General features: G+C 64.6%; 13 protein-coding genes and 1 other RNA gene. 9 read left to right on the forward strand and 5 right to left on the reverse strand.

The genetic code is table 11. From position 1 onward, the window contains the following. Positions 1-149: 149 nt before the first annotated feature. The 3 genes from xdhB to L6D89_RS03155 form a co-directional block, all read right to left on the reverse strand. A complete protein-coding gene (gene xdhB, locus L6D89_RS03145; protein ID WP_236198711.1) occupies positions 150-2,540 on the reverse strand; it encodes a xanthine dehydrogenase molybdopterin binding subunit in 2,391 nt (796 codons plus the stop codon). Further along, positions 2,533-3,996 carry a xanthine dehydrogenase small subunit gene (xdhA, locus tag L6D89_RS03150; protein WP_236198712.1) on the reverse strand — a complete coding sequence of 488 codons (1,464 nt, stop codon included), beginning with the start codon at positions 3,994-3,996 and terminating at the stop codon, positions 2,533-2,535. Before xdhA ends, xdhB begins: the two co-directional genes overlap by 8 nt. Before the next feature lie 371 nt (positions 3,997-4,367). Further along, the gene (locus L6D89_RS03155; protein WP_236198713.1) at positions 4,368-5,504 is read right to left on the reverse strand and encodes an alkane 1-monooxygenase; all 1,137 of its coding nucleotides are present in this window, start codon (positions 5,502-5,504) and stop codon (positions 4,368-4,370) included. Positions 5,505-5,688: 184 nt separating this feature from the next. On the opposite strand from L6D89_RS03155, the gene L6D89_RS03160 reads away from it, so the two are divergent. The 6 genes from L6D89_RS03160 to L6D89_RS03185 all read left to right on the forward strand — a co-directional run bounded on the left by L6D89_RS03160 (position 5,689) and on the right by L6D89_RS03185 (position 14,325). Continuing rightward, the gene (locus L6D89_RS03160) at positions 5,689-6,357 is read left to right on the forward strand and encodes a GntR family transcriptional regulator (protein ID WP_236170753.1); all 669 of its coding nucleotides are present in this window, start codon (positions 5,689-5,691) and stop codon (positions 6,355-6,357) included. Between the two features lie 26 nt (positions 6,358-6,383). Beyond that, positions 6,384-9,872 carry a chromosome segregation protein SMC gene (smc, locus tag L6D89_RS03165; RefSeq protein ID WP_236198714.1) on the forward strand — a complete coding sequence of 1,163 codons (3,489 nt, stop codon included), beginning with the start codon at positions 6,384-6,386 and terminating at the stop codon, positions 9,870-9,872. A 299-nt stretch (positions 9,873-10,171) separates the two neighbouring features. After that, complete coding sequence (gene zipA, locus L6D89_RS03170; protein ID WP_236198715.1) at positions 10,172-11,071, forward strand: cell division protein ZipA; 900 nt, start codon at positions 10,172-10,174, stop codon at positions 11,069-11,071. A gap of 87 nt (positions 11,072-11,158) precedes the next feature. Beyond that, positions 11,159-13,546 carry an NAD-dependent DNA ligase LigA gene (ligA, locus tag L6D89_RS03175; RefSeq protein ID WP_236198716.1) on the forward strand — a complete coding sequence of 796 codons (2,388 nt, stop codon included), beginning with the start codon at positions 11,159-11,161 and terminating at the stop codon, positions 13,544-13,546. Beyond that, positions 13,530-13,877 carry an HU family DNA-binding protein gene (locus L6D89_RS03180; RefSeq protein ID WP_275094667.1) on the forward strand — a complete coding sequence of 116 codons (348 nt, stop codon included), beginning with the start codon at positions 13,530-13,532 and terminating at the stop codon, positions 13,875-13,877. Before ligA ends, L6D89_RS03180 begins: the two co-directional genes overlap by 17 nt. A gap of 70 nt (positions 13,878-13,947) precedes the next feature. Next, positions 13,948-14,325, forward strand: coding sequence for a hypothetical protein (locus L6D89_RS03185; RefSeq protein WP_236198717.1), 378 nt, complete (start codon positions 13,948-13,950; stop codon positions 14,323-14,325). Between the two features lie 5 nt (positions 14,326-14,330). On the opposite strand, the gene L6D89_RS03190 is transcribed toward L6D89_RS03185, so the two are convergent. Further along, positions 14,331-14,690, reverse strand: a complete 360-nt coding sequence (locus L6D89_RS03190; RefSeq protein WP_236198718.1) for a hypothetical protein — start codon at positions 14,688-14,690, stop codon at positions 14,331-14,333. A gap of 221 nt (positions 14,691-14,911) precedes the next feature. Here L6D89_RS03190 and ffs point away from each other — a divergent pair. Next, an RNA gene (gene ffs / locus L6D89_RS03195) (signal recognition particle sRNA small type) lies at positions 14,912-15,008 on the forward strand. A 61-nt stretch (positions 15,009-15,069) separates the two neighbouring features. Here the strand turns inward: ffs and L6D89_RS03200 are convergent. Beyond that, positions 15,070-15,792 (reverse strand): substrate-binding periplasmic protein, encoded by a 723-nt coding sequence (locus L6D89_RS03200; protein ID WP_236170746.1) that lies wholly within the window; start codon positions 15,790-15,792, stop codon positions 15,070-15,072. A gap of 152 nt (positions 15,793-15,944) precedes the next feature. Here L6D89_RS03200 and dnaX point away from each other — a divergent pair, with 152 nt between their 5' ends. Then, the gene (gene dnaX / locus L6D89_RS03205) at positions 15,945-18,083 is read left to right on the forward strand and encodes a DNA polymerase III subunit gamma/tau (protein WP_236198719.1); all 2,139 of its coding nucleotides are present in this window, start codon (positions 15,945-15,947) and stop codon (positions 18,081-18,083) included. A 37-nt stretch (positions 18,084-18,120) separates the two neighbouring features. Next, positions 18,121-18,447 (forward strand): YbaB/EbfC family nucleoid-associated protein, encoded by a 327-nt coding sequence (locus L6D89_RS03210; protein WP_017516839.1) that lies wholly within the window; start codon positions 18,121-18,123, stop codon positions 18,445-18,447. Positions 18,448-18,553: the final 106 nt, after the last annotated feature.

Genomic DNA, 18,553 nt, shown 5'->3' on the forward strand with positions numbered 1-18,553 from the left:
GGACTTTGTCCGCGATGGCATCCAGCGCGATGCGGGCCTATCGCGGACAGAGTCCGCTCCTACGGCTCTCTATTGGGTGGGGTACCGCTGGCAGGGCGGAGGACGGAAGTGGGGACGTCTCTCCCTGCCAGCGGTGCCCCATGGTCAGATCACGCCGGCTCGACCTGAGCCGGTGCTTTCTCGGCCTGAGCCAGTTTCAGCTTGCGCATCTGCTCCACGCCCCAGAGCACGCGCTCGGGAGTGGCCGGAGCGTCGATCTGCGGCTGGGCGCGATAGTCGGCCAGGCTGGCCACGGCGTCCTTGATCGCGCAGAACACCGAGATGCCCAGCATGAACGGCGGCTCACCGACAGCCTTGGAGTGGAACACCGTCTGCTCCGGGTTCTTGCGGTTTTCCACCAGCTTCACCCGCAGGTCGATGGGCATGTCGGCGATGGCCGGAATCTTGTAGCTCGCCGGGCCGTTGGTCATCAGCTTGCCCTTGGCGTTCCAGACCAGCTCTTCCATGGTCAGCCAGCCCATGCCCTGGACGAAGCCGCCTTCCACCTGGCCGATGTCGATGGCCGGGTTCAGCGAGGCGCCGACGTCGTGGAGGATGTCGCTGCGCAGCATCTTGTACTCGCCGGTGAGGGTGTCGACGATCACCTCCGAGCAGGACACGCCATAGGCGAAGTAGTAGAACGGCCGGCCGCGGGCCTTGCTGCGGTCGTAGAAGATCTTCGGCGTACGGTAGAAACCGGTGGAGGAGAGCGACACCTGGCCGAAGTAGGCCTGCTGGATCAGCTCCTCGAACGGCAGGATCAGGTCGCGCACGCGCACCTGGTTGTTGCGGAACTCGACGTCCTCCTCGGTCACCTTCCAGTGCCTGGCGGCGAATTCCACCAGGCGCTGGCGAATGATCTCGGCGGCGTTCTGCGCGGCCTTGCCGTTCAGGTCGGCGCCGGAGGAGGCGGCGGTCGGCGAGGTGTTCGGCACCTTGTCGGTGTTGGTCGCGGTGATCTGCACGCGGTCGATATCGACCTGGAAGACCTCGGCCACCACCTGGGCGACCTTGGTGTTCAGCCCCTGGCCCATCTCGGTGCCGCCGTGGTTCAGGTGGATGCTGCCGTCGGTGTAGATGTGGATCAGCGCGCCGGCCTGGTTGAGGAAGGTGGCGGTGAAGCTGATGCCGAATTTTACCGGGGTCAGCGACAGGCCCTTCTTCAGCACCGGGCTGCTGGCGTTGAAGGCGCGGATTTCGGCGCGGCGCTTGGCGTACTCGGCGCTGGCTTCCAGTTCCTCGGTCATTTCCTCCAGCAGGTTGTGTTCCACCTGCTGGTAATAGTGGGTGACGTTGCGCTCGTCCTTGCCGTAGTAGTTGCGCTTGCGCACTTCCAGCGGGTCCTTGCCCAGATGGCGCGCGACGGCGTCCATGATCTCCTCGATGGCGACCATCCCCTGCGGGCCACCGAAACCGCGGTAGGCGGTGTTCGACGCGGTGTTGGTCTTGCAGCGGTGACCGTTCACTGTGGCGTTGCCGAGGAAGTAGGCGTTGTCCGAGTGGAACATCGCGCGGTCGACGATGGAGCCGGAGAGGTCTGGCGAGTAGCCGCAGTTGCCGGCCAGCTCGATGTTGATGCCGTGCAGCAGGCCGTCATCCTCGAAGCCCACGTCGTATTCGACGTAGAAGGGGTGGCGCTTGCCGGTCATCTGCATGTCTTCGACGCGCGGCAGGCGCATCTTCGTCGGACGGCCGGTGAGGCGCGCGATCACCGCGCACAGGCAGGCCGGTGCAGCGGCCTGGGTTTCCTTGCCGCCGAAGCCGCCACCCATGCGGCGCATGTCGATGACCACCTTGTTGAAGGAGATGCCCAGCACTTCGGCCACCAGCTTCTGTACTTCGGTGGGGTTCTGCGTGGAGGTGTAGACGATCACGCCGCCGTCTTCGGTGGGCATCACCGAGGAAATCTGCGTCTCCAGGTAGAAGTGTTCCTGGCCGCCGATGTGCAGGGTGCCCTGGATGCGGTTCGGCGCGGTGGCCAGCTTGGCCTCGGAGTCGCCGATCTTGTGCTGGTGGCTGTCGAGCACGAAGTGCTTCTTGCGCAGCGCCTCGACCACGTCGAGCACCGGTTCCAGGTCCTCGTACTCGATGATCGCGGCCATGGCGGCCTTGCGCGCGGTTTCCAGACTGTCGGCGGCGACGGCGATGACCATCTGGCCGACGTACTCGACCTTGCCGTCCGCCAGTAGCGGATCGCCGGCGACCACCGGGCCGATGTCCAGCTGGCCGGGCACGTCATCCTTGGTGATGGCGATGGCGACGCCGGGGAACTGGTAGCAGGGGCTGACGTCCAGCCGGGTGATGCGCGCGTGGGCGCGGTCGCTCATGCGGGCGTAGACGTGCAACTGGTTGGGGAATTCCAGGCGGTCGTCGATGTACTGCGCTTCGCCGCTGACGTGCTTGGGCGCGCTCTCGTGCTTGACGCTGCGGCCGACGCCGGTGGTCAGGTCGGCGCGGAACAGTGCGGCCAGTTCTTCCTGGCTTTTCTGGGGCTTATGCATAGTGGGTCACCCGGGTCACGGCCTGAGGGGCTTCCAGTTCCAGGAAGCACTTGCGCAGCAGGTTCTGCGCGGTGAGCAGGCGGTATTCCTTGCTCGCACGGAAGTCGGTGAGCGGCGCGAAATCTTCGCTCAGGGCCTGTGCGGCGCGTTCGAAGGTGGCGCTGTTGAAGGTCTGGCCGAGCAGCGCGGCCTCGCAGGCCTTGGCGCGCTTCGGAATCGCCGCCATGCCGCCGAAGCCGGTGCGCACGGCGGTGATCCTGCAGTTCTCGACGGTGACGCTGAAGGCCGCGCACACGGCGGAGATGTCGTCGTCCAGGCGCTTGGAGACCTTGTAGGCGCGGAACGCCTGGCTGGCCTGCGGGCGCGGAATGATCACCTGCTCGATGAACTCGCCCTCCTGGCGCGCGGTGACCTTGTAGTCGATGAAATATTCATCGATCGGCAGTTCGCGGCGCTCGGCGCCCTTGCGCAGCACCAGGCGGGCGCCGAGGGCAATCAGCAGCGGCGGCGAGTCGCCGATGGGGGAGGCGTTGCCGATGTTGCCGCCCAGGGTGCCCTGGTTGCGGATCTGCAGCGAGGCGAAGCGGTGCAGCAGCTCACCGAAGTCCGGGTAGTCGCGGGAAAGCGCTTCATAGCAGTCGGTCAGCGGAGTCGCCGCGCCGATCTCGATGCGGTCGTCGAAGACCTCGACGCGCTTCATTTCCTCGACGTGGCCGACGTAGATCATCACCGGCAGTTCGCGGTGGAACTGGGTGACTTCCAGGGCCAGGTCGGTGCCGCCGGCCAGCAGGCGCGCCTGCGGGTTGGCGGTGTAGATGTCGGCCAGGTCGGCGATGGTCAGCGGCAGCAGGCAGCGCTTGTCGCCGCTGTTCAGCTCGGCGGTTTCGCTGGGCGCGATGGCCTTGAGCTGGGCGATGATTTCCGGCTGGGCGACGTCGAACTGGTCGGGCTGCTTCTGGCAGCAGGACTGTTCGGCAGCGTCGAGGATCGGGCGGTAGCCGGTGCAGCGGCACAGGTTGCCGGCCAGCGCTTCATGGGCTTCGGCCTTGCGCTCCTCGGCGTTCTCGCCGGCGCTGTTCTTCTGCAGGGCAAACAGCGACATGACGAAGCCGGGGGTGCAGAAGCCGCACTGCGAGCCGTGGCAGTCGACCATGGCCTGCTGCACGCCGTGCAGTTCGCCACGGTGTTTCAGGTCGTCGACGCTGATCAGCTGCTTGCCGTGCAACGAGGAAACGAAGGTGAGACAGGAGTTGAGGGTGCGGTAGCGGATGCGCTCGGCACCTTCTTCACCGACCAGCTCGCCGACCACCACGGTGCAGGCGCCGCAGTCACCGGAGGCGCAACCCTCCTTGGTGCCGGTCTTGCCCAGGGTCTGGCGCAGGTAGTTGAGCACGGTGAGATTGGGATCGAGGCGGTCTTCGACGCGCAGCTCGCGATTGAGCAGGAACCTGATCAAGGCTTGCCTCCAGGCTGATTCTTGTTTTTGGTAGGGCACTGGATGGCGAATTTATGGAAAGCTGACTTTTGAGTCAATAAAATTTCTGTCCTAAAGGTCAGAAAGTTTTTCCGGGATGACAAGTGGCGGGGAGGGCTTGGCTTTTCGTAGGAGCGAGCTTGCTCGCGAACCGCCGCAATGACCGGTCTGCACCGCGCCAGGTCGGTAGGATGGGTGGAGCCTGAGCGATACCCATGCTGTCTTCGCGCGGTAATGATGGGTATCGCTGCGCTCCACGCCATCCTACGAAGAGCGGCCCGATGCAGGGCGGCGGAAAGAAAAAAGGCGGCAAGCCGGGGTAGGGCTTGCCGCCAAGGCGTGGAACTCGTCGATCAGGCTTGCTGGGTGGCGCTCAGCTGGTATTCCTCGCCGGCGTAGTAGGCGCGTACCCGGCGGTCCATCACTGCGCGCCAGAGCGGTGGGAACAGCGCCAGGACGATCATTCCGGCATAGCCATTGGGCAGTTGCGGGCTTTCGTCGAAGTGCCGCAGCACCTGGTAGCGGCGCTTGGCATTGGCGTGGTGGTCGGAATGGCGCTGCAGGTGGAAGAGGAACAGGTTGGTCAGCAGGAAGTTGCTGTTCCAGGAGTGCTCGTGGGTGGTTCGCTCGTAGCGCCCGGTGTCCAGGCGGCGACGGTGCAGGCCGTAGTGCTCGACGTAGTTGACGATCTCCAGCAGGGTGAAGGCCATCACCGATTGGCCGATGAAGTAGACCGCGCCGATCCAGCCGAAGGCGACGCTGAAACCGGCCAGGAACAGCGCGCTGATCACGTACCACCAGATCAGTTCGTTGCGCCAGTGCAGCGCCGGCAGGCCCTTGCGCTTGAGGCGCTCTTTCTCGAGCTTCCAGGCATTCAGGAAGTTGTGCTTGTAGGCGTGGGGCAGGAAGGCGTAGAGGCTCTGGCCGTAGCGCGAGGACGAAGCGTCTTCCGGCGTGGAAACATGCACATGGTGGCCGCGCACGTGCTCCACCTTGAAGCCCGCGTAGCACACCGCTGCCAGCAACAGGCCGCCGGCGTTCTGCTCCAGCTCCGGGTCCTTGTGGATCAGCTCGTGGGAGACGGTGATGCCGATGGCCCCCATCACCGTGCCGACCGAGAGAATCCAGCCCAACTGGCCGACCCAGTTCCAGGCGTCGTAGGTGGCCAATACCCAGCCGCCGTAGACCAGCATGCCCAGCAGTAGCGGCACGGTCATCAGGCTGAGGAAGCGGTAGTAGCCTTCGCGCTCCATGGGCGGGACCTCTTGCACTTCGTCGGGGTTGGCGGGATCGCGGCCAACCACGAAGTCCAGCAGCGGGATCACCCCGAACACCACGGTAATCACCAGCCAGGCCCAGGCATTGGGGTACTCGCTGCCGAACGACCACCAATAGCTGACCGGAATACCGAAGACCGGCACCAGCCAGATCCAGTAACCGGCTTTCTTGAGACGCAACATCCAGGCAGGGGAAAGGAACAAGGCGAACATGGACGACTCCCGATACGTCTCTTGTGTAGGATTGTCGGACAATCCTGCGCCAATTCACCCCGATGGACGCACCAACCTTCGTTCTGTCGTCCCTCCCGGGCGGGGGATGGCGAGGTAACACCCTGTGTTACACTTCGCCCCCGCAGCATCCCCCTCGAAAGCGCCCCGATTCTTAAGGACAACCATGACGTTCAAGGCCCCGGACAGCCTGGCTGAGCAGATCGCGCATCACCTTGCCGAGCGCATCATCCGGGGCGAACTCAAGGAGCGCGAACGTATCCAGGAGCAGAAGGTCACCCAGACCCTCAACGTCAGCCGCGGTTCGGTTCGCGAGGCGTTGCTGATCCTGGAACGCCGTCACCTTGTGGTGATCCTGCCGCGCCGTGGAGCACAAGTCTCCGAGCTGTCCGCCGCGCATGTGGAAAGCCTCTATTCGCTGGTGATGGAGCTGTACATCATGCTCGCCAGCAGCGTGGCCCGGACCTGGCACGACGAAACCGACCTGGCGCCCTTCATGGCGATCCAGCAGCGCCTGCTGGAGAACCTCGAACGTGGCGACATCAACGCCTTCGTCGAGTCCAGCTTCGACATCATGCGTGCCGCCTTCCCGTTCGCCGCCAACCCCTACCTGCAGGAGACCGTGGAAAATCTCCTGCCGGCCATCAGCCGCACCTATCATCTGGCCCTGGAGCGTCGCAAAGGCGAGATGAGCCAGTTCATCGGCAGCTTCGAAAGCCTGCTTCGCGCGGTGGTGGGGCGCGACGAGGCGGGTATCCGTGAGGTGCTGCTCGACTACGGTCGGCACAACAGCCAATTGGTCCTGGCCGCACTGGCTGAACGACAAGCTCGCTAATCAGAAGAAAAGGGGGAAGACGGCGCATGCGGCTCAAGTGCATCAAGCTGGCGGGCTTCAAGTCCTTCGTCGACCCGACGACGGTCAATTTCCCGAGCAACATGGCGGCCGTGGTCGGTCCCAATGGTTGTGGCAAGTCCAACATCATCGACGCCGTTCGCTGGGTGATGGGTGAAAGCTCGGCGAAGAACCTCCGCGGCGAGTCGATGACCGACGTCATCTTCAACGGCTCCAACACACGCAAGCCGGTGACCCAGGCATCCATCGAACTGGTGTTCGACAACTCCGACCAGACCTTGCTGGGCGAGTACGCCAGCTACGCCGAGATTTCCATTCGCCGCCGTGTGACCCGCGACGGCCAGAACACCTATTTCCTCAATGGCACCAAGTGCCGGCGTCGTGACATCACCGACATCTTCCTCGGCACCGGCCTTGGGCCGCGCAGCTACTCGATCATCGAGCAGGGCATGATCTCCAAGCTGATCGAAGCCAAGCCCGAGGACCTGCGCAACTTCATCGAGGAAGCCGCCGGCATCTCCAAGTACAAGGAGCGCCGCCGCGAAACCGAGAACCGCATCCGCCGCACCCAGGAAAACCTCGCGCGCCTGACCGACCTGCGCGAAGAGCTGGAGCGTCAGCTGGAGCGCCTGCACCGCCAGGCCCAGTCGGCGGAGAAGTACCAGGAATTCAAGGCCGAGGAACGCACCCTCAAGGCCCAGCTCGGCGCCCTGCGCTGGCGCGACCTGAACGAGCAGGTCGGGCAGAAGGAGAAGGTGATCGGCGACCAGGAGGTGGCCTTCGAGGCGCTGGTGGCCGAGCAGCGCAGCGCCGACGCGAGTATCGAACGGTTGCGTGATGGCCACCATGAGCTGTCGGAAACCTTCAACCAGGTGCAGGGCCGCTTCTATTCCGTGGGCGGCGATATCGCCCGTGTCGAGCAGAGCATTCAGCATGGCCAGCAGCGCCTGCGCCAGTTGCAGGACGACCTGCGCGAGGCGGAGAAAACCCGCCAGGAAACCGAATCCCACCTGGGCCACGACCGCACCCTGCTCGCCACCCTGGCAGAAGAGCTGGAGCGCCTGGCCCCGGAGCAGGAAATCAGCGCTGCCGCCGCCGAAGAGGCCACCGTTGGCCTGGAAGAGGCCGAGCAGCGCATGCACGACTGGCAGCAGCGCTGGGATGCCTTCAACCAGCAGAGCGCAGAACCGCGCCGCGAAGCCGAGGTACAGCAGTCACGCATCCAGCACCTGGAGCAGAGCCTCGAACGCCAGGCCGAGCGCCAGCGCCGCCTGAGCGACGAGCGCACGCAACTGGCTGCTGACCCGGAAGATGCGGCGATCCTCGAGCTGGGCGAGCAGGTTGCCGCCATCGAGTTGCTGCTGGAAGAGTCGCAGATCGAAGAGCAGGAACTGGCCGAGCGCCTGGAGCGTGTGCGCCAGTCGCTGCAGGAAAGCACCGCCGCGCAGCACCAGGCGCAGGGCGAGCTGCAGCGCCTGAATGGCCGCATCGCCTCGCTGGAGGCGCTGCAGCAGGCCGCGCTGGATCCGGGCGATGGCACCGCGCAATGGCTGCGTCAGCAAGGGCTGGAACAGCGCCCGCGCCTTGCCGAAGGCCTGCGGGTACAGGCAGGCTGGGAGCTGGCGGTAGAAACCGTGCTCGGCGCCGACCTGCACGGCGTACTGCTGGATGATGTGAAAGGGTTGCCGTTCGACGCACTGGAGAAGGGTGAGCTGCGCCTGCTCGATCTGGCTGCCGGCGCCGTTTCCCGTCCCGGCAGCCTGCTGGACAAGGTCGAGACCAATGTCGACCTGAGCTACTGGCTGGGCCGCGTGCGTCCGGTCGAAAGCCTGGATCAGGCGCTGGCCCAGCGCGCTTCGCTGGGCGATGGCGAAAGCCTGGTCAGCCGTGATGGCTATTGGGTCGGCCGCAACTTCCTGCGCGTGCGCCGTGGCGAATCCGCCGACGGCGGCGTGCTGGCGCGAGGCCAGGAACTGGAGCGGCTATACGCCGAGCGCGAGACGCTGGAGCAGCGCCTTGCCGAGATCGACGAACAGCTGGCGCGCCTGCGTGATGAACAGCGTCAGGCCGAGGAGGGCCGCGACCAGGTGCGTCGCCGCCTGCAGGACGAAGGTCGACGCCAGGGCGAGCTGAAAGCGCAACTGTCGGCGCAGCAGGCCAAGGTCGAGCAACTGACCCTGCGCCGCCGTCGTCTGGACGAAGAACTGGCCGAGCTCGCCGAGCAGCACGCCATCGAGCAGGAGCAACTGGGCGAAGCCCGGCTGAGCCTGCAGGAAGCGCTGGACGCCATGGCGGTAGACACCGAGCGCCGTGAGTCGCTGCTCGCCGAACGCGACGGCATGCGCGAGAAGCTCGACCGCATCCGCCAGGAGTCCCGCCAGCACAAGGATCAAGCCCATCAGTTGGCTGTGCGCGTTGGTTCCCTGCGCGCCCAGCACGAATCCACCCGCCAGGCGCTGGAGCGCCTGGACAGCCAGGCCGTGCGCCTGGTCGAGCGTTGCGAACAACTCAACCTCAACCTGGAGGAGGGCGCCGCGCCGCTGGAAGAGCTGCGCATGCGCCTGGAGGAACTGCTCGACCGGCGCATGGCTGTCGAGGATGAGCTCAAGCACGCGCGGCTGGCGCTGGAAGACGCCGACCGCCAACTGCGTGATGCCGAAAAGCGCCGCACCCAGGCCGAGCAGCAGTCGCAACTGCTGCGCGGTCAGCTGGAGCAGCAGCGCATGGACTGGCAGGCCTTGAACGTGCGTCGCAAGTCACTCCAGGAGCAGCTCCACGAGGACGGTTACGACCTGCATGGCGTGCTGGGCACCTTGCCCCATGATGCCGCCGAGAAAATCTGGGAAACCCGCCTGGAAGAGCTGGCTGCGCGCATCGGGCGCCTGGGGCCGATCAACCTCGCGGCGATCGAGGAATACCAGCAGCAATCCGAGCGCAAACGCTACCTCGACGACCAGAACGACGACCTGGTGGAAGCGCTGGATACCCTGGAAAACGTCATTCGCAAGATCGACAAGGAAACCCGCAACCGCTTCAAGGAAACCTTCGACCAGATCAATGCTGGCCTTCAGGCATTATTCCCCAAGGTTTTCGGCGGCGGTCACGCCTATCTGGAACTTACCGGCGAGGATTTACTCGATACCGGGGTGGCGATCATGGCGCGGCCGCCGGGGAAGAAGAACAGCACCATCCATCTTCTGTCCGGTGGCGAGAAAGCCCTGACCGCTCTGGCGCTGGTGTTTGCAATCTTCCAGCTGAACCCGGCACCGTTCTGCATGCTCGACGAAGTCGACGCGCCGCTGGACGATGCCAACGTCGGCCGTTATGCGCGACTGGTGAAAGAGATGTCGGAGAAAGTGCAGTTCATCTATATCACCCACAACAAGATCGCCATGGAGATGGCCGACCAGTTGATGGGCGTGACCATGCACGAACCGGGTTGTTCGCGGTTGGTGGCGGTGGATGTGGAAGAGGCCGTTGCGCTGGCTGAAGCGTGATCGCCCAAGCGAACTTGCGCTATGCTGGCCAGATGCTTTGTTTCAAACCTAAAGCATTGATTTGATTGGGGTAGGCTGCACTTTCAATGCGCAAGCGGCAGCCGCTATGAAAAGTTGCAAAGAGTGCGGCTGAGTGTCGCCATAGACAGTGTAAAGTTATGTGAGAGCGTGTTAGCTTAACGTCCACTTCTGTATCGCGTGGAAAACATCAGTCAGAACATGAAGTTGGCTCCACGTTTTCAAGGGATAGGATGTCCTTTTCTTCATCATCATTTTTTGTTCAGGGGCTACGGGATTAGATGGATATCGGTCTGCGCGAATGGCTGATCGTCATTGGGCTTATCGTGATCGCCGGCATTCTGTTCGACGGCTGGCGTCGCATGCGGGGTGGCAAGGGCAAGTTGCGGTTCAAACTGGATCGCCAGTTTGCCAACCAGCCCGATGACGGGGATGAAAGCACTCCTGAACTGCTCGGGCCTTCCCGGGTGGTCGAACACCGCGAGCCGGAACTGGACGAGGAAGACCTGCCCAAGGTCAGCGCCAAGGAGTCGCGCGGCAAGCGCCGCGGCGAGCCGCGCCAGGGCGACCTGAATCTGGACGACCCGGCACCGAACCTGCTCGGCCCGCTGGACGAAGAGGATTTCCCCAACCCGCTGGACGAAGAAGCGCCGCAGGAGAAGGAAAAGCCGAAGAAGGAACGCCGCAAGGACAAGGAGCGTGCAGCTCCTGCCGCCCCCACGGGTGCCACTTCCGCGTCCCAGGCTCCGGTCGAGGAAGTGCTGATCATCAATGTCATCAGCCGCGACGAGAATGGCTTCAAGGGTCCGGCGCTGCTGCAGAATATTCTTGAAAGCGGCCTGCGCTATGGCGAGATGGACATCTTCCATCGCCACGAGAGCATGGCGGGCAACGGTGAAGTGCTGTTCTCCATGGCCAACGCGGTCAAGCCGGGCACCTTCGATCTGGACAACATCGACCAGTTCAGCACCCGCGCCGTGAGCTTCTTCCTCGGCTTGCCCGGCCCGCGTCACCCCAAGCAGGCGTTCGACGTAATGATCGCCGCCGCCCGCAAGCTGGCCCAGGAGCTCAATGGCGAGCTGAAGGATGAGCAGCGCAGCGTGATGACTGCGCAGACCATCGAGCATTACCGTCAGCGCATCATCGATTTCGAGCGGCGCGCACTGACCCAGAAGCGCTAAGCTTTCCGCACGCTGCACAAAAAGCCCCAAGCGACCCTTGGGGCTTCGCATTTCTAGCCGCAACCCCTTGCCGCCCGAGATTCCCGCATGACCGACTCCCAATCCGCTGCCGAACGCATCGCCCAGCTGCGCAGCGAACTCGACGATCACAATTACCGCTACTACGTGCTTGACGAGCCGAGCGTGCCGGATGCCGAGTACGACCGTCTGTTTCGCGAACTGAAGGCGCTGGAAAGCGAACATCCCGAACTGATCACCCCGGAGTCGCCGACCCAGCGCGTTGGTGGTGCGGCAGCCTCGGCTTTCGGCGAGGTGCGCCACGAAGTACCGATGCTCAGCCTGGGCAACGCCTTCGAGGAGCAGGACCTCAACGACTTCGACCGCCGCGTGCGTGAAGGTCTGGCCGACCAGTTGCCTTCCTCCGACCTGTTCGGCGGCGGTGCCGAGGTGGAGTACAGCTGTGAGCCCAAGCTCGATGGCCTGGCGGTCAGCCTGCTGTATGAAAATGGCGTGCTGGTTCGCGGCGCTACCCGCGGCGACGGCACCACTGGCGAGGACATCAGCGTCAACGTGCGCACCATCCGCAACGTGCCGCTGCGTCTGAAAGGCGGCGGCTGGCCGGCGGTGCTGGAGGTGCGTGGCGAGGTGTTCATGTCCAAGGCCGGTTTCGAGGCGCTCAACGAGCGGCAGATGGAAGCCGGTGGCAAGACCTTCGCCAACCCGCGCAATGCTGCTGCCGGCAGCCTGCGCCAACTGGATTCGAAGATTACCGCGAGCCGCCCGCTGGAGTTCTGTTGCTACGGTTTCGGTCGTGTCGAGGGCGGCACGCTGCCCGCTACCCAGGTGGATATCCTCGAAGCCCTCAAGGGCTGGGGCATCCCGATCAGCCGAGAGTTGAAGCTGGCCAAGGGCGTCGAGGGTTGCCGCGCCTATTACGAAGACATCGGCAATCGTCGCGACAGCCTGGCCTATGAGATCGATGGCGTGGTGTTCAAGGTCAACCGCATCGACTTCCAGCGTGAGCTGGGCTTCCGCGCCCGCGAGCCGCGCTGGGCCATCGCGCATAAATTCCCGGCACGGGAAGAGCTCACCGAGCTGCTCGACGTGGAATTCCAGGTCGGTCGCACCGGCGCGGTAACGCCCGTAGCGCGCCTGAAGCCGGTACAGGTGGCTGGCGTGACCGTGTCCAACGCCACGCTGCACAACATGGACGAGGTTGCCCGCCTGGGGCTGATGATCGGCGACACCGTGATCATCCGCCGGGCCGGCGACGTGATCCCGCAGGTCATGCAGGTCGTCACCGAGCGCCGTCCGGCGGATGCCCGCCCGGTGGCAATTCCCACCCAGTGCCCGGTGTGCGGCTCGCAGGTCGAGCGCACCCAGCTGGTCAAGCGCAGCAAGGGTAAGGAGTCGGTCAGCGAAGGCGCCATCTATCGTTGCGTCGGCCGGCTGTTCTGCCAGGCGCAGCTCAAGCAGGCGATCATTCACTTCGTTTCGCGCCGCGCCATGGATATCGACGGCCTCGGCGACAAGATCGTCGAGCAACTGGTGGACAAGGGCCTGGTGAAATCGCCGGCGGACCTCTACACCCTGACCTTCGAACAGGTCATCGAGCTGGAAGGCTTCGCCGAAGTTTCCACGCGCAACCTGCTCGCCGCCATCGCGGATAGCCGCAAACCGGCGTTGGCACGTTTCGTCTTCGCCCTGGGCATCCCTGACGTGGGCGAGGAGACCGCCAAGCTGCTGGCACGCTCACTGGGCTCCCTGGCGCGGATCCAGAAGGCGCTGCCGGAAGTGCTGACGTACCTGCCGGATGTCGGCGGCGAGGTCGCCTACGAGATTCACAACTTCTTTGGCGATGAGCATAACCGCGAGATCATCGCCCAGTTGCTGGAGCGTGGCATCGAGCTGCAGGAGGAGGGCGAGGTCTCCGCCGAGTTCGCTGCCGTTGCCACTCTGGCGGGTTTCATCGACAAGCTGAACATTCCCTTCATCGCCGCCACCGGTGCCGAGAAGCTGGCCGACAAGACCGGCAGCCTCGATGCGCTGGTCGCCCTCAGCCAGGACTGGCTGGACCTCAGTACGCTGAAAGGAGTCAACGAGAAGGCCAAGCAGTCCGTGCGCGAATATTTTTCCGATGCAGCTCGGGTAGAGCGCGCCAAGGCCGTCGAAGCCCAATTGTCTGAGTTCGGCATGCATTGGCGTAGCGAGCGCAAAGTCGTCGAAGGTCTACCGCTGGCCGGCCAGACCTGGGTGCTGACCGGCACCCTGGAGGCCATGAGCCGCGATATCGCCAAGGAAAAACTCGAAAGCCTGGGCGCCAAGGTGGCCGGCTCCGTCTCGGCCAAGACCCATTGCGTTGTCGCAGGGCCCGGGGCGGGATCGAAATTGGCCAAGGCCCAGGAACTCGGCGTCGCCGTAATGGACGAAGAGCAGCTGATCAAGCTGCTGGCCGAGCATGGCCTCAGCGCCTGACACGCTTTCTTCCAACCAAAGAATCAAGATCAACGCATCAAGGAGTCATTCCATGCCCATGACCAAGGACCAACTGGTTCGCGATATCGCCGAATCCCTCGACCTGACCCAGGCCGCCGTGCGCGGTGTGTTCGAGCAACTGGCGCAGATCACCCAGGATGCCCTGGAGAACGACGGCGAGCTGACCCTGCCGGGTATCGGCAAGCTCAAGGTCAGCGAGCGCGCAGCCCGCACCGGCCGTAACCCGCAGACCGGCAAGAGCATCGAGATCGCCGCGAAGAAGGCGGTGCGCCTGGTGCCCGCCAAGGCCCTGGTCGACAGCCTGAACTGATCGGCAGGCCCGTTCCGGTCCCTGTGTTGCGATGCAGGGCGGGGCGGGCCAGCGGTAGACGGAGAGCGAAATGGACAAGGCAAGAAAGCAGCGCCTGCTCGGCGTTGGCGCACTGGTGCTGTTGTTCGGGGCCTACGTGGCCTGGACCGAGCGCCCGCAGATCGTCCTCCACTATGACGGCGTAGGTGGGCCGGCGGTGAGTTACAGCTTCAAGGAAAACGGCGAGGAATCCCTTGCCGGTGAAATCAAGCCGGGCGAGGCGCGCGCCTTCCCGCTGCGCCTGCTGCGTTCGGGTGAGTACCGGGTCGCCTTCCAGTTCCACCAGGGGGCAGAGCGCTACTCCACGTTCAGCACTCGTCCGGGCTACAGCAAGATGGACCTGTTCATCGGGCCGAACCTGGAAGTTTCCACCCAGCCTCGGCCCGAGGGATTGCTGCAAGAGCCGTAGCGCCCTTACAGATACTCGGCGACCAGCACGAGATTGCGCGCGCCGCCCTGGCTGGCGGTACGGATCATTGCGGAGAAATCCCCGTTCGGCGGGCTGAGCTTCTCGACGGGGCGCCCCTGGTTGTCGGTGAGGCGATAGTTCACCACGGGCTGGTTGCCGCGAGGCTCGCTGAGCTGAAGGCTCAGGGATTGCCTGCATTGGCTGATCTCGATGCGACTGCTGCCGCGGGTGAAATCGCTCACGCCGATCTGGCAGGTTGGCTCGACGATGGCGCCGCGAAAGGTGATGGTGCCGCCACTGGCCGCCTGCAGCGGGCCGCAGAGAGCAATGGCGAGTAACGCAGTACAGCCCACGACAGATCGCATTCGGACACTCCTTGCTTGGCATCGGGCCGCCTCGAACGGGAGGCCTCATCCAGTGCTTCGGCATGCCGTGAAGAACCTTGAGCGACTGGACGGAGAACTGCTCGTGGGCTGCGATGCGTATCAAGGTAATGAACGTAAGTGTTTGAAGTGCTTGTAACTTGCGCTCAAGCCGCTACAATGGCGCGGCTCGCCGAACTGGCGGGTTCTCGCGATGGTGGCCCTGTCGGTCCCCCCGCAACGATTACTCGCTTACCTGGTCAGGTCCGGAAGGAAGCAGCCAAGGCGGGGACATTGTGTGCCGGGGTGTGGCTGGCGGGGCCGCCTCCATTTCGGGGCCTGGAAAATGGCCCGCCTCGCGCCCTGTCGAGCGCTGCCCGTCTCAGCGGTAGTGATCCAGGATCTGCTCGATCTTCCCTGACGCCTTGATCTTCGCCAGCACCGAGAGCACCTCGTCGGCGCGGACTTCGGGCGTGTCCAGCACCATGCACGCCAGTGGCGTTTCCTCGATCACGCTGGCGATTCGCAGTCGCTCCGCCTCGGGCAGTTCACGGTTGAACCAGCTCAGCGCGAACTCGCTGCTGATTGCGTACTGATAACGGCCGATGCGCAGCTTCTTCAGCACCAGTTCCTGGTTGCGCGCGTCGTCGCGAGTCAGCCAGTGGCTGTCCAGCAACGGCTGCAGGCGCGGGTAGTGATAGCCCAGCACGGTACCGACGGATTGGCTGGGCAAGGTTTCCAGCCTGTCCGCCGGGGCATCGCGGACCACCAGCAGGTCGCGCTGCACCATCAGTGGCACGGTCCAGCGATAATTGTCGAACTCATGTTCGATCCAGGTGCGCGACACGTAGCAGCGCACATCCACGGACTGGCTGAGCAGCGCCTGCTCGATCCGGGCGCGGGGCACGATATGGAAGGCAGCGGTTCGGCCCAGCTCGTGCGCCGCTTCGTTGAACAGCTCGAACATGATGCCGCCGGTCAGCTCACCATTCTCGATCTGCGCGAGCGGCATCGCCCAGCTGTCGACCACCGAGAAGCGCAGGGGACGGTCGTCGGCCTGGGCGAGGGTGGCGGTGAGCAGCAGGGCGGTGGCGAGGAAGCGCATCAAGGCTCCGTTGATGGCAGAACGACGACACAATGCCGTTTAGACCGGCCCTTGCCAAGATGCGACAACGACCGGTGCGGACATCGAGTGCAATTTACGGTCCGCTTCGCTAGGATTAGCGCACTTCTGCTTACCTGTCGCGATGGATTTCAATGAGTTATCAGGTTCTTGCCCGCAAATGGCGTCCGCGCTCGTTCCGCGAAATGGTCGGCCAGACCCATGTGCTCAAGGCCCTGATCAACGCGCTGGACAACCAGCGCCTGCACCACGCCTACCTGTTCACCGGTACCCGTGGCGTGGGCAAGACCACCATCGCGCGGATTCTGGCCAAGTGCCTGAACTGCGAGACCGGCGTCAGCTCGACCCCCTGCGGGCAGTGCTCGGTGTGCCGCGAGATCGATGAGGGCCGCTTCGTCGACCTTATCGAAGTGGACGCCGCCAGCCGCACCAAGGTCGAGGACACCCGCGAGCTGCTCGACAACGTGCAGTACTCGCCGAGCCGCGGGCGCTACAAGGTTTACCTGATCGACGAAGTGCACATGCTCTCCAGCCACAGCTTCAACGCCCTGTTGAAGACCCTGGAGGAACCGCCGCCCCACGTGAAGTTCCTGCTGGCCACCACTGACCCGCAGAAGCTGCCAGTCACCATCCTGTCGCGCTGCCTGCAGTTCTCCCTGAAGAACATGCCGCCAGAGCGCGTGGTGGAGCACCTCACCCACGTCCTGGGCGCCGAGAACGTGCCGTTCGAGGACGATGCGCTGTGGCTGCTCGGCCGTGCCGCCGATGGTTCCATGCGTGATGCCATGAGCCTCACCGACCAGGCCATCGCCTTCGGCGAGGGCAAGGTGCTGGCCGCCGACGTGCGCGCCATGCTCGGCACCCTGGATCACGGTCAGGTCTACGGCGTGCTGCATGCGCTGCTGGAAGGCGATGCCCGTGCACTGCTGGAAGCCGTCCGCCACCTGGCCGAACAAGGCCCGGACTGGGGTGGTGTGCTGGCTGAAATACTCAACGTGCTGCACCGCGTGGCCATTGCCCAGGCGCTGCCCGAGGCGGTGGACAACGGCCAGGGCGACCGCGACCGCGTGCTGGCACTGGCCCAGGCCCTGCCGGCCGAGGACGTGCAGTTCTATTACCAGATGGGCCTGATCGGCCGCCGCGACCTGCCGCTGGCGCCCGATCCCCGTGGTGGTTTCGAGATGGTGCTGCTGCGCATGCTGGCGTTCCGCCCGGCGGATGCTGATGGCGCACCGAGGTCACCACTAAAGGACCTGGGGATCAGCAAGGCCACGGCTGATTCCAACCCGAACCCAGTGGCCGGCGCCGCCGTTGCAGCGCCGGTTGCATCCATTGCCGCGCCAGCTGTTGCGCCTGTGCCGGCTGCTGCGGTTGCGCCTGCTGTTGTCGCGCCTCAGCCTCAGGCGGCTCCGGCTCCTTCCGCGCAAGCCGAACCTGCCGTTGCGCCTGCTCCGGTTATCGAACCTGTGCCTGAGCCGGCCCCGGTCGAGCCTGAAGCCGCTGTGCAGCCCGAGCCGAAGGTGCCGGTTGTCGAACCGGAACCGACCGTCGCCGAAGCGCCGGTCGATCTGCCGTGGGACGAGCCTGCCGCACCGGTTGTGGTGACTCCCGCGCCAATGCAACCTGCTGCACCTGCACCTGCACCTGCACCTGCACCGATAGCCGCCACGCCGGCACCGGTCGAGACGCCGGCAGCCAAGGTGGAAGAGCCTGCACCGAGCATTGCCGACGTTCTGGCCGAGGACGACGACCGCGATGACGAGCCGCCGCCAGCCGAGGACTACTACGAAGTCGACATGGAATCCTACGGCTACCTCGAGGGCGAGGCACCGCAGGAGCAGGTCGAGGCGGAACCCGAGCCCGCCGCCATGCCCGCCACCGGGCTTGCCGCCGAGTGGCTGGAGCTGTTCCCGCGCCTGGGCCTGGCCGGCCTGACCGCCAGCATTGGCGCCAACTGCACCCTGGTGGCAGTGGACGGCGACAACTGGCACCTGCACCTGGACCCGGGCCAGAGCGCGCTGTTCAACGCGACCCAGCAGCGCCGCCTGAACGACGCCCTGAACCAGTTCCACGGGCGTACCCTGACCCTGCAGGTCACCCAGCAGAAGCCCGAGCAGGAAACCCCGGCCCAGGCCGCCGCGCGCAAGCGCGCCGAGCGTCAGCGCCAGGCCGAGGCGTCGATTGCCGCCGACCCGTATGTGCTACAGATGAAGCAACAGTTCGCCGCGATTGTCCGCGACGGTACTATCGAACCCCTGGAGGCCAAGGCGTGAGCCTTGGTCGACGACTGAACGAATCGAGGAACTCGACATGATGAAAGGTGGCATGGCCGGCCTGATGAAGCAGGCCCAGCAGATGCAGGAAAAAATGCAGAAGATGCAGGAAGAGCTGGCCAACGCCGAAGTGACCGGTCAATCCGGCGCCGGCCTGGTGAGCGTGGTGATGACCGGCCGCCACGACGTCAAGCGCGTCTCCCTGGATGACAGCCTGATGCAGGAAGACAAGGAAATCCTCGAGGACCTGATCGCCGCTGCGGTGAACGACGCCGTGCGCAAGATCGAGCAGAACAACCAGGAGAAAATGTCCGGCATGACCGCCGGCATGCAACTCCCGCCCGGTTTCAAGATGCCCTTCTGAACCCGGCTCTGCCCCTGTAGGAGCGAGCTTGCTCGCGAACACGCTTCCGGCCTCTTCGGTCTGGCAGGGTTCGCGAACGAGCTCGCTCCTACAGTCGTTCTAACCT

The sequence above is a fragment of the Pseudomonas pseudonitroreducens genome (assembly GCF_021603645.1).
In the GTDB taxonomy this organism is placed as follows: domain Bacteria; phylum Pseudomonadota; class Gammaproteobacteria; order Pseudomonadales; family Pseudomonadaceae; genus Pseudomonas; species Pseudomonas pseudonitroreducens.